Raw genomic sequence first — 15,311 nt, 5'->3', positions numbered from 1 at the left:
TTACTTTTCCTCTTCTAGCATATAAAAGTCAGAACTTAAGCCATCAGGAAGATGCAATCCACCATTAATCAACTCAATAAAGCGATTAGGAAACAAAGCTAGTCTTATATCATTTCTATCTGCTAAAGTATCTTCTTTAGATACAACTCTTAGATTATTCTCTTTTATAAATACCTCTCTTATCTCTTTATTATTATTGCCTGCTTCTCTTATTATATTATTTAAGATATTTTCATATATTGGTGCTAATGGTACGTCAGTATTAAAATCAAAATCACTCAATGCTCTTAAGTCTAAGTATCCATCATTTTGCACGTTGTTAGTATCTCTTGCCCAAACAGTGTCTAAATTCCAACCGGCTTCATAAAAGGTTTTTGTATCTTTCATTTGGGCTGTTGTTAAGCCAGTTCCGCCACCTGATGATGTTGTTTGTCCTGTTGTCTCTTTATCCCAGAAACTGTTGGAAATGTTTAAACTATACTTAAATCCTATCAAACCTCCTACATTATCAGTCCCACTAACCGCTCCTGTAGCATAAACATTAGTGATAATTGAATCATCAGTCCCTCCCAATAACCCTCCTACTTCACGAGTCCCACTAACATCTCCTCTAGCATAAGAGTCGGAGATGCTTGAATCAGTAGCGACTCCTACTAACCCTCCTACATCATCCCCTCCACTAACCGCTCCTGTAGCATAAACATTAGTGATAGTTGAATCTTGATCTCGTCCTATTAAACCTCCTATGATATAACCATCCCCACTAACTGTTCCTGTAGCATAAGCGTTAGAGATGTTTAAACCAATAGTGATCCCTATTAAGCCTCCTAGATTATGACTCCCACTAACTGCTCCTGTTGCATAAACGTTGGAGATGCCTGAAGAACTACCAGCATGTCCTATTAAACCTCCTACATAACTAGTTCCACTAACCGCTCCTGTTGCATAGGCGTCGGAAATGCTTGAATTACTAGCACGTCCAATTAAACCTCCTGCATCATAATCACCTGCACTAACTGTTCCTGTAGCATAAGACTTGGAAATAGTTGAACTTTCACTCAATCCTACTAAACCTCCGATGAAACCATGAGTTCCACTAATTCTTCCTGTAGTGTAAGCGTTGAAGATGCTTGAACCAATATCGTATCCTATTAAGCCTCCTATAGCAGCACTCCCACTAATATCAACATCAAGCAAGCCTACATTTTGAATAATTGCTTGTTTCGTATACCCAAATAAACCTATCTTCTCTCCTCTATCAATAAAAAGATTAGAGATAGTATGTCCCAAGCCATCAAAATCTCCTGTAAACTTTGTAGTGTCATCCCCTAAAGGATCCCATCCTGTTCCACCACTCCAAGTTGTTGTAGCTAAAGCGTCTATATCTGCACCCAAGACATAGTTATCAGCTAAACCTCCTTTTATTCCTTGTAAATCAGTTGTAGTAGTAGAACCCTCTGCTCCTAAAGTAGTGATGATAGTATAGTTTTTTATAGCATCTGTTCCCTTTTTAGTTGAGAAACTTCCAGTTGTTGCTAAATTGATAGGAGCTTTTACATTATATGTTCCAGTTGCTGTAGTTTGTGCATATTGGAGTTCTAGACCTGCTGTTGCGCTCGCATTGAGTGCTGCATTTATATTTATATCTTTATCTGCACGAAGAGTTAATTTATTTGCACTCCAACTAATAGAAGAATCTACATTGATATTTCCTTCATCGGTTCCTGCAGCTGCTGTTGTAACTGTAGCATCACCACTTACAAGCTGTCCTGTTAGTGTAGATGCTAGGCTTGAATCTATAGTTATATTTATTGGGTCTAGCAACCAATGTCCCGTCTGAACATTTGTATTTTCTGCTATACTAAACTCTTTGCCACTCGTTTCTATAAAACCATCTTTAGCTTCTAGCGTTCCACCTATATTTGCAGTTCCACCATGCGCAAAGAGTATTATCTTCCCATCTTTTTGCTCTATAGAATTAGCTTCTATAACTCCTGTGTTATTTACAACTCCATTTAGCACTTCATCTAAGGCTTTTGTGGTTAGGTAAACTATTCCACCATCTACTTGGATCAGTCCTTTGTTTTGTATTAAAGAATCTAGTGTCCCTTTATTTATTGTAAGTTTTACTAAAGAATTTCCATTTATATCTAGGGTTATCTTCTCTCCTGAAGCTAACTCTACATTTCCTAGTCTTGCTTGTATGACACCTTCGTTTATAACTTCTTTTGCTAAGAGAGCCGTATAGGCATTATCTGTAGTTATAGCTCCTAAGTTTAGTATAGAAGCTTTGCTCTTTCCTTCAAAGATATAGTTAGAGTTTAGGAAGTTCTCATTTGTAATATCCAGAGTTGAGGCAGTAAATCCTGCTGTGTTTATTTTAGAATTCTCTGAAAAGTATATGCCATTTTGGTTGACTAAAAATACCTGTCCGTTTGAGTTTATCTGTCCATATATTTTAGTGGGACTACTACTAAGAACTCTATTTAAGGTTGAAGAGGTAGTGTCTGGCATATTAAAGTTTACTCTTTCGTTAGTCTTTACATCAAAGCTTTGCCAGTTAATGATACCTCTATTGGAAGATTGATTTATATTGGTTGTGTTTGCTATATCTCTATCAACAACAATACCACCACTTACAACACTCTCTCCATTTGGTGCTGCAAATGAAAGAGTAACAACCCCCACTAGTGTTGAAATCACTAAAGAGATTTTTCCGCCTTTTAGTATTTTAAATCTTGATTTATAATCTTGGTTGAGTTTCATTTTGCTTCCCCCTATTGTATACACGTAGGAGTCATGTATATTCTATGAAAACACATAGCTCATGTTTAAATTATATCATAAATTCAAAGCAAGATATAAGAGCGAGAGTGATAACAAAATTAAAAAAAGTGTCTAATTAAAAATGAGTTTTTATCTATTGTTTTAACTTTAAACTCTTAGAATTTATAAAAAACTTTTTAGACCAGATTGCCTCTTTTAGCTTGAGTATGGAGTGAACTTCATCATTTACTAGACGATAATAAACTTTAACTTCAACACTCGTTGTATCTGCTTCTTTTTTTACTTTTAACACTTTTTTTCCATTTGCTGGTATGCTTATATCTTCTGACATCTCTTGGGCTAAGTGTGGGATTGTTGGTTTACCTTTTCTTCTTGTATAGTGTCTAGTTAAAGAGATAGATTTTGTATTAACTATATTACCAGGTTTCATATATTCTATATCTATTATTAACTCTCTTGAGCCAAAACCACTTGGAATATTATGTGGTTGGGGATTTTTTAGAGCTATTAAAATCTCATCCTTTTCCTGCCAAACGTCAAGTTCTAGTGCATTTATCCACAAATTTTCAGTATGAGCACCAAAAAAAGAGTGCTCTCTAACTTCCCTTTTTTTTGTATGACCATCTTGTGTTCTAAGCGTAGAGGCCACTCCTACAGTTTTTGTCCCCATATGACAATCAACACAAGCTTTATCTTGCTTTTTATACTCATCTTGCATGTTTGTAAAGACTAAACCTTTTATAGATCTATCATTTGCATGGCAAACAAAGCAGAGTTCATCTGACTTTTCGTCCATAAAATCTCTGTGCTCAGTTTCATGATAAGGCGAGGTACTATGTTCAAGTGGTCCTACCATTAGACCTGATTTTGTCCAACTAACACGATCCATACCGCGAAATGTGTCATCTCTATCGTGATGTATTTTGTCTATATTATGACAGACTACACAGTTTATTCCTTCATTTATAGCACTACTCTCTATAGCCTTGTTTACTTTTGAGTTTTTGTCTAACTCCATTAAAACCTGTATCTCATAGTCTATTCCAGTATCAGTTACTGCGATGCGTGGATTATGACAAGTTGCACATTGTACTTTTACGCTGTTTGAGCTTTTTCTACTCTTTCTAGCTACATACTCTATACTTTTAGAAAAATACTCATCTTTATCGTAGTGACTTTTAGCATGCCAAGACCCTTCCCAATCTTTTACTATCTCTAAGTGACAAGCTTTACATTTTTGTGATTTTTGATACTCTTGTGAAACTTCTACAACTTTTGCACCATATAAAGCAGACACCAGTAAAACCAACACTAAAAAAAATTTCATTATGCACCTCTTTTTCTATCTAGCCAAACCATAAGACCTTTTTGAGCATGAAGTCTATTTTGAGCTTCATTAAAAACTATTTCAGAGTGTCTCTCTAAAACACCCTCACTCACTTCTAAACCTCTATATGCTGGGAGGCAGTGTAAAAACTTAGCTTCTTGTGCAGCTAAAAGCATCAGTTTTTCATCTACTATATACCCTTTAAAAGTTTTGATCCTTTGCTCTTTTTCTTCTTCTTGCCCCATAGAAGTCCAAGTATCTGTTGTGATAACATTAGCGCCTTTTGCAGCTTCATTTGGGTCATTCATAGTCTTTATAGTTGCCCCGCTCTCTTTAGCTAAGAGCAAAACCTCTTGTAAGATAGCTTCATCTACTTCATAGCCTTTTGGAGTAGCAATGCGAAGCTCAAAACCTAACTTTGCAGCTAAAATCATCCAAGAGTGAGTCATGTTGTTGCCATCGCCAATATATGCACAAACTATGTTTTCATGTGCCTCGTACTCTACTAAGGTCATGTAGTCTGCTAAGAGCTGTACTGGATGATACGAGTCTGTCAGTCCATTTATCACAGGAACTTTTGAATAGCGTGCAAACTCTTCTATCATAGACTGCTCAAACGTTCTTATCATTACCATATCACACATGCTTGAAATCACTCTAGCTGTATCTTTGATAGGCTCGCCTCTTCCTAAGTGGATATCACGGTTTGAGAGAAAAAGTGCGTGACCACCAAGCTGAAACATCCCAGTCTCAAAACTTACCCTAGTTCTAGTTGAGCTTTTTTCAAAAATCATCGCTAGTGTCTGGTTCTCAAGCTCTTTTTTGTATATCTTTTTTTTGAGATTTCTTTTTATCTCTAAACCTATATCAACTATCTCAAGTATCTCTTCTTTTGTAAAATCTTTTAGTGTTAAAAAATGTCTCAACTTATTCCCCAGTATTTTATTGATGCCTATTTTATACTATTTCTAGCATCTTTGCAACTTCTTTAGCATGGTATGAGATGATTATATCCGCTCCAGCTCTTTTAAAGCCAATCATAGTCTCCATCACAACTCTATCATAGTCTATAAGCTCTCTCTCACCAGCCGCTTTTAGCATCGCATACTCGCCGCTTACATTGTAAACAGCCAGTGGAAGTGAAGTATTATCTCTTATCTCTCTAACTATATCTAAGTACGCAAGAGCTGGTTTTACCATCAGTATGTCAGCACCTTGCATCTCATCTGCTATGGACTCGTTTATTGCTTCTCGCCTATTTGCAGGATCCATCTGATAGCTAGAGCGGTCTCCAAAAGATGGAGTTGACTCTGCTACATCACGAAATGGACCATAGTACCCAGATGCAAACTTAGTTGAGTATGCCATGATAGGAAGATTTTCATATCCTGCAATATCAAGTGCCTCGCGCAGTGTTACTATGATGCCATCCATCATGCCTGATGGCGCTATCATATCAGCTCCAGCTTTTGCATGTATGATGGCTTGCTCTGCAGAGATCTCAAGTGTAGCGTCATTGATTACAGTCTCATTAACTTCATCGATAATGCCACAATGTCCATGGTCTGTATATTCGCAAAAACATAGATCTGTTACAACAAACATCTCTGGATGCTCTTTTTTTATAGCACGGATGGCCGTTGCAATGATACCATGCTCACAAAGTGAGTCAGAACCTATAGAATCTTTTACCTCAGGGATACCAAAGAGGATGATAGAATAAAGTCCCAGTTTCTTAAGTTCAACGCACTCTTTTAAAATCTCATCTACACTCATTTGAAACACGCCTGGCATAGAAGAGACCTCTGTCTTTATCCCCTCACCTGAGCGAACAAAAAGAGGATAGATAAAGTCATCTTTAGCGAGCGTTGTCTCTCTTACTAATGAGCGAAGTTGCCCCTTTAAACGAGTTCTACGAAATCTTTGAAACATAATAAACCTTTTTTAGCTATAATTTTGTAAAAATTTATTTTATCGTTTTAAAGTTTAAACTAGGGTACATGTATTGAATATAAAGATTTCAGAGGTCGCAAACCTACCTTCTAGGTTTGGAGACTTCAAAGTAAAAGCCTTTAAAGAGGGTCAAAAAGAGCATCTTGTTATATATAAAGATGACTTAGCAGAAGTTCCAATAGTAAGAGTTCACTCAGAGTGTTTAACGGGTGATGCTATAGGAAGCCTAAAGTGTGACTGCCGTGATCAACTAGAGTTTGCACTTAAATTAGCCCAAAGCACAAATGGTATGGTTATATATCTAAGACAAGAGGGTCGAAATATTGGTCTCTTAAACAAGATAAACGCTTATGCCCTACAAGACAAGGGTTTAAATACTATAGAGGCTAACCATCAACTGGGCTTTCGTGCGGATGAGAGGACTTATGAGATAGTAACTAGAATTCTCCATCACTTTGGCATACAAAAGATAAAACTATTAACAAACAATCCAGACAAAATAAACTCTATAAGCAACATAGAGATAGTTGAGAGAATCCCAATTATCATGGACTCAAACAAGCATAATAAAGATTATTTAAATGTTAAAAAAAGCGAGATGGGGCATTTGATTTAAAACCTATTTAAACTTATGCTAAAATCTGCTTTTAAAAGGATTTTTGTGGATTTAAAAGCTACACTCTCTCAAGAAAACATTACGCTACCAGATAACTTTTTTTACAATGTACAAAAGTACAAAGAGCATCTCTTTAAGTGGAACAAGGTTCATAACTTAACTGGTGCAAAAGATGAAAAAACTATAGATGAGTTTATCTATGATGCAGTTTTTCCTATCTCGTTTTTGCCACCTGCAAAGACTCTCCTTGACATTGGAACAGGGGCTGGTTTTCCTGGTATGATTTTGGCTTTTGCTTTACCAGAAACCGAGATAACTCTAGTTGAACCTATAGCAAAAAGAGCTAGTTTTTTACAGTTTATCAAGGCTGATTTAAAGCTTGATAATGTTAGAGTCGTTAAAAAAAGGGTTGAGCAGATGGATAGTGAAATCTTTGATATTGTGACTTCAAGAGCGGTTACAGATACTCAAGTTCTGCTAGATTTGAGCAAAAATTTTAGAGATGCAGACTCAAAACTGCTCTTTTATAAAGGCCAGAGAGTCTATGATGAAGTAGATGCAAGCCTCAAACACAGAGTCATAAAGACTAAAAATAGACACTATTTACTCATAGGAGAAGACTGATGCAATGGATTTTAGTTATTGTACTTATCGCAGTTGTGTACTTTATATTTATCAAAAAAAAGCCACAAGTAAAGCATAATAAAAAAGATACTCAAGCAAACGATATGGTGGGTTGCCAGCAGTGTGGCATATACTGCGAAGTAGATGATATGATACTTAGTAACAATAAATACTACTGCTCACAAGAGTGCCTAAAGAGGTCATAATGTTTATATTTGGTCATAGATTTATTGATAGTGTGAACTTTTATCATACACAAAATATAGATGCCATCGACAACACTCCATCAAACTCTACTATCTACCTAGACTTTAGTGAAGATAACTTAGACATTATAAAGTATTGCAGAGCAAACGAGATAAGCCTAGCAGTCGGCGTAGAGGATATAAGAGAGCTTATCTATGCTTCTTCACTTGGAGCCTCTTTTATTTTAGTACAAAAAGAGCTAGCATCTACTGCTATGCGTATTGCAAACAATTATCTCTTTGATGCAAAAATTCTTGTTCACATAGAGGATGAAGATGAGATTGAAGAGTTGGCAATTTTAGGCGTAGATGGAGTAATATTTTCAACTGCCATCATCAAAACAAACTCCTAATGCTATGGCAAAGTGTCTACTCTTTGTAGTTTTATCTATTTTCCTACTTAGCGGGTGCTCTGCGAAACAACTCTATAAAGCCCCAAAAACCTCAAAATCTCTAAATTTAACAATCGTAAAAAAAGTAATCCCAGAGTATAAACCAAGCCAAAAAAACTGGATAACCACAGCTCTATATGAAGAGTATAAGAAGTGGTATAGAACTCCTTATGAGTATGGAGGTTTTGATAGTAGTGGACTTGATTGCTCCTCACTTGTACAAAACATATACAAAGGTGCCTTTAACATTGACTTGCCACGAACTACAAAAGATCAAGCCAAAAAAGGTTATCTTGTAGGTAGAGCTTCTGTAAGGGAGGGGGATTTGGTATTTTTTAAGACTGGATTTAAAGATAGACACGCTGGAATTATTATAGAAAAAGATAAATTTATCCACACTTCAACCAAAAGAGGAGTTAGCATCTCAAGCCTAAACAATCCTTACTGGAGGGACAAATATTGGCAAACAAGAAGGATTTTACCCTAAAAATCGCCGCTCGGAACCTCGAACTTTCTCTGGCTCCCACGTGGAGCATTGGAACTAGAGCGAAGTAGCTCTAGTGAAGATTTACCTAAACTATCTCTCTTTTTATATAGCTCTTTAGAGATGTAAGTACTTCATAGCTAATAGTATCAGCCTGTTTTGCAACAACTCTAGCATCTTTAAAGATTAAAATCTCACCTGCTTGTGCTATAAATGAGCTGTTATCCATAGAGATAGTTCCAACTTGTCTCTCGCCGTTTGGAGCTATATATCTGTTAGATGCACATCTTAAAAAACCATCACCATAACCAAAGTCATAGTTTGAGACTATACTATCTTTCTCTGCTATAAATTTTCCACCATAACCTACTCTTTGGGATTTTTTAAGCTCTCTTGTTGAGATTTTTTTGGCATATAGACTTAGTACTGGTTTTAACTCGTCATTTCCTTCTAAACAGCCATAAGATGCGATGCCAACTCTTGCCATATCCTCATCAAAATTCTCACATCTAAAAAGAGATGCTGAGTTTGCAGAATGAAATCTAAGTTCACTTAGCCCAAACTCATCTGCTAAGGCTTTTGCTTCTTCTTTTACTCTTTTAAAGTTCTCATTTTGCCAAAACCACTCACTTGTTAACTCATCGGCAGCTCTGTGATGGGTAAAGACACCTTCTAAGATAAGTCCAGCTTTTTTTATTCTAACGAAGGCTTCACGAAGCTCGCTCTCTAAGACTCCATTTCTATGCATTCCACTATCTACTTTTAACTCAACCAAGGTTCTTTTTGGAAAATTACCGATGGATTCAAGGGAGTTGATGGTGTATCTTACTTTTTTACTAGCAGAGCTTGGAATTTCGCCTAGAACTAAGATATAGTCAAAAAAATCTTCTATCTTTTTTGCATCATCACAACTTCGCACAACTGCTTTTTTGATACCATACTCTTTTGACATCTCTGCCATCTCAAAGAGCCCATGTCCATAAGCGTTATCTTTTAAAACTATTGCTATTTTATCTTTGCTTTTGGTTTGCTTTGAGATAATGTCAAGATTGTTAAAAAAATTATCTCTATTTAAAATTATATAAGCCATAAGGGAATTATACACTATGAAAAGCCTAATAGCAGAGTTTAAGGAGCAAAGTTTTACACAAATAATATTTCCACATAAAAACAGCGACTGGTCACCCTACCTAGAAGAAGCCGAGGTATGTTTTATAAACATCATAAACGCCATTAGAGAGTACCAAAGTGTTCTTATAGTTTGTCACAATATACAAGAGGTTAAAAAACATTTCATAGATCACTCAAGACTCTTTTTTGTTGAGTATGAGACCAACGACACTTGGGCTAGAGACTGCTCGGCTCTAACTGTAGTTGATAACAAAGAGATTAAACTTCTAGACTTTACATTTAATGCTTGGGGTGGTAAGTTTGACTCACAAAAAGACAACCTTATGAGTAAAAGTATTTCTAAGGTTTATGATACAAAACTTGAGACTATAGACTTTGTTCTTGAGGGTGGTGCAGTTGAGAGCAGTGGTGATGGCACTATCCTTACTACCTCAGCTTGTATGCTAAACAAAAATCGCAATCCACATCTAAGTAAAGAGCAAATCACACAAAAACTAAATGAGTTTTTTGGCACATCTCTGATTTTATACCTAAATCATGGCTACTTAGCAGGCGATGATACGGACTCTCACATAGATACATTAGCTCGTTTTATAAGCAGAGATAGCATTATGTACGTAAAGTGTGAAGATATAAACGATGAACATTTTAGCGAGCTAAAACTTATGGAAGATGAGTTAAAAAATTTTGCAAAACTTTATAACTTTAAACTTATAGCACTTCCTATGAGTGAGGCTGTATATTTTAACAAAGAGAGACTTCCTGCTACTTATGCAAATTTTTTATTTGCAAATGGGGCTGTTATAGTTCCTACTTATGGGGTTAAACAAGACAGAGAGGCGTTAGAGATTTTTAGAAACACGTTTGAAGATAGAGAGGTTGTCGGAGTTGACTGCCGAGCTCTTATAAAGCAACACGGCTCACTTCACTGCGTCACCATGAACTTCGCTCGTGGAGTTGGTATCAACGGCTAAAGAGGCTTTTTCTGCTTGCTCTAGCATCGCCATCCCACTCATAATGAGGTAGGTTGCCAAGGCAAATCCTAAAGCTATTAAAACTACTCTTTTTACTTTTTCAATTTTACTCATGGCGAAATTTTAACAACAAATTATTAACAACTTAACACTATATTAACACTATTTTTATATTATCAACTAACTTTAATATTTAAGGAAAATTATATGAAAAAGATTATCCCTCTATCTCTCATAACCATAGCATCTCTTATGGCAAACGAGGTTCAACTAGAACCCATCAGTGTAGAGTCAACTCTTATCACAGAAGTTAGTCAAAATGCTCAAGTCTCAGCAGATTTAGCTGAGGCATTGAGTGAGAGTGTACCAAGTATAGATATGAGCCGCCGTAGCGGTATCGCAAATGATGTTTTTATCCGCGGACAAAAAAGAGATAATATCTCTGTAGATGTTGATGGGACAAAAGTTTTCGGTGCATGTCCAAACAGAATGGACCCACCAATCTCACACATTATCACGAGTCAAATAGACTCTGTAGAAGTTATAGAAGGACCTTATGATGTTGAGAACTTTGGGACACTAAGTGGTGGTATAAAGATAAAAACAAAAAAACCAACAAAAGATCTTCATGGCTCAGTTGACTTTGGCTATGGCAGCTGGAACTACAGAAAGATTGGAGCTACTGTAAGCGGTGGTAATGACATAGTCCGCGTTTTAGTTAGCGGGAGCAGTGAACAAAGTGACCAATACAAAGATGGAAATGGTGATACTATAGCTGGACAAATTGAAAAAAATGCACCAACTGATAATCAGTTTCAACCAACATATGAAGATATGCCAGCATACAAGAAAAAAAGCATTATGGCTAAAGCATTTGTAACTGTAACAGATAATCAAGAACTTCGCTTAAGTGCTACAAAAAACAAAAGTGATGATGTTCTTTATGGAAACTCAAAAATGGATGCTGCATATGATTATTCAAACATATATAGTGTAGCTTATGATATTAAAAATATCACAGATATATATAAAAATGTAAATTTACAATACTACTACTCAGATGTTGACCATCCCATGGATACAAAGTACAGAAACAATGGTGCTATGATGTATATGACAAATCAGCTTAAAACGACTATGCAAGGTATAAAGCTCAAAAACGACTTTGATATAAACTCTTTTAAACTCTTGATTGGACTAGATGGAAGCAAAAGAACCTGGGAGGGTGAAAAATTTGGAACAGATACTGCAACTGGTGTTGAAGGAGCACACTCAGTAAGCTTAACTCATACAGAGACGAAAAATAGTGCTATTTTTGCAAAATTAGATAAAAATTATGGATCTTTTGGATTTAGTCTTGGGGCTAGATTTGATTCTACGGATATTGACCCAGATGATGTTACTATGAAATCAAATGATTATACTTCTTTTGGTGCTAACTTGATGACAACATACAATCTTAACAAAGAGAACAAGATATTCTTAGGTGTTGGTCAAGCTTCCCGTGTTCCAGATGCTAGAGAGCTTTATATAGCTGGAAGCGGAAATCAAGATCTAGATCAAACTACAAACACAGAAGTTGATTTAGGATATGAGATTGACAATAGTTCTTTTAGACTAAAAATCAAAGGCTTTTACTCAATGTTAGAAGACTATATCTACTTTCAAAAAGATCTACCATCTAGCAACTTTCAAAACATAGATGCAACAGTTTATGGAGGTGAGCTTAGTGCTTCTTACTACGCTACTGATGATATTACTATAGATATGGGAGCTTCATATAAAAGGGGTAAAAAAGATGATGCTCTTGCAGGGCAGACTGACAAAGACTTAGCAGATATGGCACCCCTTAGAGGAAGCCTTGCACTTAATTATGAGTATATGAGCAATAGTATAGCTAAAATTGAGGTACAAGCTTCTGATAAGTGGAGTGACTATGATGAAGAAAATGGCGAACAAGAGCTAGGTTCTTGGGCAGTATTAAATCTAAAAATAAAACACGCTGTAAACAAGAACTTTAACTTTACTTTAGGAGTAAATAACTTACTAGATAAAGCTTATGCAAAAAGTAATACATACACAGACTTGACACTTCTTACTGCCGGCGTAGATACTATGCTTTTAAATGAGCCAGGAAGATATATTTATACAAACTTAAATTTCAAGTTCTAAAACCTTTTTTCTAATTTCTCCTACCTTGCATCTTCATGGAGATGCAAGGTTTCTCACACCTCTTTAGATTGTTTTTATGCCAAAGAAGATAAAATCATTTTATGATAAATAGAGTAAAAACTAAACAGATTTTCGTAGGAAATGTAGCAGTAGGCGCAGATGCACCAATATCTACTCAATCTATGACATATTCAAAAACTTCAGATGTAGCAAGCACAGTAGAGCAGATAAAAAGGCTTCATTTTGCAGGTTGCGATATTGTTCGTTGTGCAGTCCCAGATATGGAAGATGCCCTAGCTCTAAAATCCATCAAAGAGCAGATTGAATTGCCTCTTGTTGCAGATATTCACTTTAACTATAAACTAGCACTTATTGCCGCAGAAGTTGTAGACTGCATTCGTATAAATCCCGGCAACATTGGTTCAAAGGCGAGAGTTGCCGAAGTTGTAAAAGCTTGTCAGGCTAGAGGTATTCCTATTCGCATAGGCGTAAATGCAGGCTCACTAGAAAAAGAGTTTTTAAACAAGTATGGACAGACTTCTGAGGGAATGGTGGCATCAGCACAATACAACATAAAATACTTAGAAGATTTGGGCTTCTCTGATATAAAAGTTTCCCTAAAAGCGAGTGATGTCCAAAGAACCGTGGCAGCTTACAGAATGCTTCGCCCAAAAAATAACTATCCTTTTCATCTAGGAGTTACAGAGGCGGGAACTCTCTTTCACGCTACTGTAAAAAGCTCTATTGGTCTAGGTGCGCTTTTGCTTGATGGCATAGGTGATACTATGCGAGTCTCCATCACAGGCGAGCTAGAAGAAGAGATTAATGTAGCTCGTGCCATCTTAAAAGACAGCGGAGCAATGCCAGATGGACTAAATATCATCTCATGTCCAACATGCGGACGCATAGAAGCAGACTTAGTATCAGCAGTATCTGAGATAGAAAAGAGAACCGCACATATAAAAGCTGCACTAAATGTCTCAGTTATGGGTTGTGTGGTAAACGCCATAGGAGAAGCCGCTCATGCAGATGTAGCTATCGCTTATGGAAAAGGAAAAGGACTTATCATGGTAAAAGGTGAAGTTGTTGCAAACTTAAATGAGTGTGAACTTGTAGATAGATTTGTAAGTGAAGTTGAGAAGATGGCAGAGGAGTCAAAGTAGTGCAAGACAACCTATACAACTTAGCCTTTGAACGCTCTATACTTAGCTCTATCGTTTTTGAGCCACAACAGTTTGATGATCTAAGCGTTGCACTTAAAAAAGAGGATTTTTACCTTCCTGCTCACCAAGATATCTTCTCATCAATGTTAAACTTGCTTCAAAAAGATCAGCCTATAGATGAGGAGTTTATCAAAAAAGAGCTCATTAAAATCAAAAAGTTTGATGAGCAAGTTATGCTTGAAATTCTTTCAGCCAACCCTATCTCAAATACAAAAGCCTATGTAGATGAGATAAAGGACAAATCGCTAAAACGCCATCTATTAACTCTTACTACTGAGATAAAAAGAGTCACAGTAGAAGAGGAATTGCCGTCTGCTGAAGTTGTAGATATAGTAGAGAAAAAGCTATATGATATAACCCAAGACAACCAAACAAGTGACTTTAAAGACTCTCCACAGATGACACATGACACCATGGAGTACATAAACGAGATGAAAGCTCGCGGAGACAATGTACTCGTTGGCGTTGATACTGGTTTTCATGAACTTAACAAAATGACTACAGGTTTTGGAAAAGGTGACTTAGTTATCATTGCAGCAAGACCTGCGATGGGAAAAACTTCTTTTATACTAAACACAGTAAATTCGCTTATCATACAGTCAAAAGGTGTAGCTTTTTTCTCGCTTGAGATGCCAGCTGAGCAGTTGATGCTAAGACTACTCTCTATTCAGACCTCTATTCCTCTTCAAAAGCTTCGCGTTGGGGATGTAACTGATGATCAAAACAGATCTTTGCTCAGTGCCATTGACAAAATGAACTCGGCTAAACTCTTTGTTGATGATCAAGGCAGTATCAACATAAATCAACTTCGCTCAAAGCTTAGAAAACTCAAAAATCAACATCCTGAGATTGAGATAGCTGTTATTGACTATCTTCAAATTATGCAAGGAGTAGGCAATCAAGATAGACACCTACAAGTCTCCGAAATCTCTCGTGGACTAAAGATGCTAGCTCGTGAGTTAAATATGCCCATAGTCGCACTCTCACAACTAAACCGTGGACTTGAAGCCAGAAATGACAAGCGACCGATGCTAAGTGATATCCGTGAGTCTGGTTCGATTGAGCAAGATGCTGACATTATTCTCTTTGTTTATCGTGATGATGTTTATCTCTACAAAGAAGAAAAAGAGAGAGAAAAAGCCGCAAAGGCTGATGGTAAAGAGTTTACTTCACAGTACGTTGAAAAAGAGGAAGAAGATGCCGAGATTATCATCGGCAAACAAAGAAATGGTCCAACTGGGCATGTAAAGCTTGTTTTTCAAAAAAAGCTCACTCGTTTTATAGATGCACAACCAAAAGCCATCATCACGACTTATGAACATATAGATACAAAGTCTGCCAATATAAATGTTGGTGATAATATAGAGATGCCAACACTCTAAG

General features: G+C 36.5%; 14 protein-coding genes. 9 read left to right on the top strand and 5 right to left on the bottom strand.

The features are described 5' to 3' along the window. From M947_RS18225 to hemB, 4 genes are all read right to left on the bottom strand, one after another. Positions 1 to 2,766 (bottom strand): two-partner secretion domain-containing protein, encoded by a 2,766-nt coding sequence (locus M947_RS18225; protein ID WP_021287543.1) that lies wholly within the window; start codon positions 2,764 to 2,766, stop codon positions 1 to 3. A gap of 154 nt (positions 2,767 to 2,920) precedes the next feature. Next, positions 2,921 to 4,114, bottom strand: a complete 1,194-nt coding sequence (locus tag M947_RS18220; protein WP_021287542.1) for a multiheme c-type cytochrome — start codon at positions 4,112 to 4,114, stop codon at positions 2,921 to 2,923. After that, positions 4,114 to 5,040, bottom strand: a complete 927-nt coding sequence (gene argF / locus M947_RS18215) for an ornithine carbamoyltransferase (RefSeq protein ID WP_021287541.1) — start codon at positions 5,038 to 5,040, stop codon at positions 4,114 to 4,116. The genes M947_RS18220 and argF overlap by 1 nt, the downstream gene beginning before the upstream one ends. 31 nt (positions 5,041 to 5,071) lie before the next feature. Continuing rightward, a complete protein-coding gene (hemB, locus tag M947_RS18210; protein ID WP_021287540.1) occupies positions 5,072 to 6,046 on the bottom strand; it encodes a porphobilinogen synthase in 975 nt (324 codons plus the stop codon). Positions 6,047 to 6,119: 73 nt separating this feature from the next. On the opposite strand from hemB, the gene ribA reads away from it, so the two are divergent. The 5 genes from ribA to M947_RS18185 are packed head-to-tail and all read left to right on the top strand — an operon-like array spanning position 6,120 to position 8,431. Continuing rightward, entirely contained in the window at positions 6,120 to 6,683 is a 564-nt protein-coding gene (ribA, locus tag M947_RS18205; protein ID WP_021287539.1) for a GTP cyclohydrolase II, read from the top strand. A 45-nt stretch (positions 6,684 to 6,728) separates the two neighbouring features. After that, the gene (gene rsmG, locus M947_RS18200; protein WP_021287538.1) at positions 6,729 to 7,307 is read left to right on the top strand and encodes a 16S rRNA (guanine(527)-N(7))-methyltransferase RsmG; all 579 of its coding nucleotides are present in this window, start codon (positions 6,729 to 6,731) and stop codon (positions 7,305 to 7,307) included. After that, positions 7,307 to 7,513 carry a PP0621 family protein gene (locus M947_RS18195; protein WP_021287537.1) on the top strand — a complete coding sequence of 69 codons (207 nt, stop codon included), beginning with the start codon at positions 7,307 to 7,309 and terminating at the stop codon, positions 7,511 to 7,513. Before rsmG ends, M947_RS18195 begins: the two co-directional genes overlap by 1 nt. Then, complete coding sequence (locus tag M947_RS18190; protein WP_021287536.1) at positions 7,513 to 7,905, top strand: hypothetical protein; 393 nt, start codon at positions 7,513 to 7,515, stop codon at positions 7,903 to 7,905. Before M947_RS18195 ends, M947_RS18190 begins: the two co-directional genes overlap by 1 nt. A 4-nt stretch (positions 7,906 to 7,909) precedes the next feature. Next, positions 7,910 to 8,431: an NlpC/P60 family protein gene (locus tag M947_RS18185; protein ID WP_021287535.1), complete on the top strand. Its 522-nt coding sequence runs from the start codon at positions 7,910 to 7,912 to the stop codon at positions 8,429 to 8,431. A gap of 85 nt (positions 8,432 to 8,516) precedes the next feature. On the opposite strand, the gene M947_RS18180 is transcribed toward M947_RS18185, so the two are convergent. Beyond that, positions 8,517 to 9,518 carry an alanine racemase gene (locus M947_RS18180; RefSeq protein WP_021287534.1) on the bottom strand — a complete coding sequence of 334 codons (1,002 nt, stop codon included), beginning with the start codon at positions 9,516 to 9,518 and terminating at the stop codon, positions 8,517 to 8,519. Positions 9,519 to 9,534: 16 nt separating this feature from the next. On the opposite strand from M947_RS18180, the gene M947_RS18175 reads away from it, so the two are divergent. The 4 genes from M947_RS18175 to M947_RS18160 all read left to right on the top strand — a co-directional run bounded on the left by M947_RS18175 (position 9,535) and on the right by M947_RS18160 (position 15,310). Continuing rightward, on the top strand, positions 9,535 to 10,533 hold the full coding sequence (locus M947_RS18175; protein ID WP_021287533.1) for an agmatine deiminase family protein: 999 nt from the start codon (positions 9,535 to 9,537) through the stop codon (positions 10,531 to 10,533). A gap of 207 nt (positions 10,534 to 10,740) precedes the next feature. After that, on the top strand, positions 10,741 to 12,705 hold the full coding sequence (locus M947_RS18170; RefSeq protein ID WP_021287532.1) for a TonB-dependent receptor: 1,965 nt from the start codon (positions 10,741 to 10,743) through the stop codon (positions 12,703 to 12,705). A gap of 101 nt (positions 12,706 to 12,806) precedes the next feature. Next, entirely contained in the window at positions 12,807 to 13,868 is a 1,062-nt protein-coding gene (gene ispG, locus M947_RS18165; protein WP_021287531.1) for a flavodoxin-dependent (E)-4-hydroxy-3-methylbut-2-enyl-diphosphate synthase, read from the top strand. Continuing rightward, positions 13,868 to 15,310: a replicative DNA helicase gene (locus M947_RS18160; protein ID WP_021287530.1), complete on the top strand. Its 1,443-nt coding sequence runs from the start codon at positions 13,868 to 13,870 to the stop codon at positions 15,308 to 15,310. The genes ispG and M947_RS18160 overlap by 1 nt, the downstream gene beginning before the upstream one ends. Position 15,311 lies beyond the last annotated feature (1 nt).

It is taken from the genome of Sulfurimonas hongkongensis (assembly GCF_000445475.1).
GTDB classification, from domain to species: Bacteria; Campylobacterota; Campylobacteria; order Campylobacterales; family Sulfurimonadaceae; genus Sulfurimonas; species Sulfurimonas hongkongensis.
This window is presented reverse-complemented; position numbering and strand designations above follow the sequence as displayed.

Bases quoted from the DNA above. Each gene is read 5' to 3' on its own strand.
- M947_RS18220 (WP_021287542.1), bottom strand. From the start codon at position 4,114: ATGAAATTTTTTTTAGTGTTGGTTTTACTGGTGTCTGCTTTATATGGT.
- ispG (WP_021287531.1), top strand. From the start codon at position 12,807: ATGATAAATAGAGTAAAAACTAAACAGATTTTCGTAGGAAATGTAGCA.
- M947_RS18190 (WP_021287536.1), top strand. From the start codon at position 7,513: ATGTTTATATTTGGTCATAGATTTATTGATAGTGTGAACTTTTATCAT.
- M947_RS18180 (WP_021287534.1), bottom strand. From the start codon at position 9,518: ATGGCTTATATAATTTTAAATAGAGATAATTTTTTTAACAATCTTGAC.
- M947_RS18185 (WP_021287535.1), top strand. From the start codon at position 7,910: ATGGCAAAGTGTCTACTCTTTGTAGTTTTATCTATTTTCCTACTTAGC.
- M947_RS18175 (WP_021287533.1), top strand. From the start codon at position 9,535: ATGAAAAGCCTAATAGCAGAGTTTAAGGAGCAAAGTTTTACACAAATA.
- hemB (WP_021287540.1), bottom strand. From the start codon at position 6,046: ATGTTTCAAAGATTTCGTAGAACTCGTTTAAAGGGGCAACTTCGCTCA.
- M947_RS18170 (WP_021287532.1), top strand. From the start codon at position 10,741: ATGAAAAAGATTATCCCTCTATCTCTCATAACCATAGCATCTCTTATG.
- M947_RS18225 (WP_021287543.1), bottom strand. From the start codon at position 2,766: ATGAAACTCAACCAAGATTATAAATCAAGATTTAAAATACTAAAAGGC.
- M947_RS18195 (WP_021287537.1), top strand. From the start codon at position 7,307: ATGCAATGGATTTTAGTTATTGTACTTATCGCAGTTGTGTACTTTATA.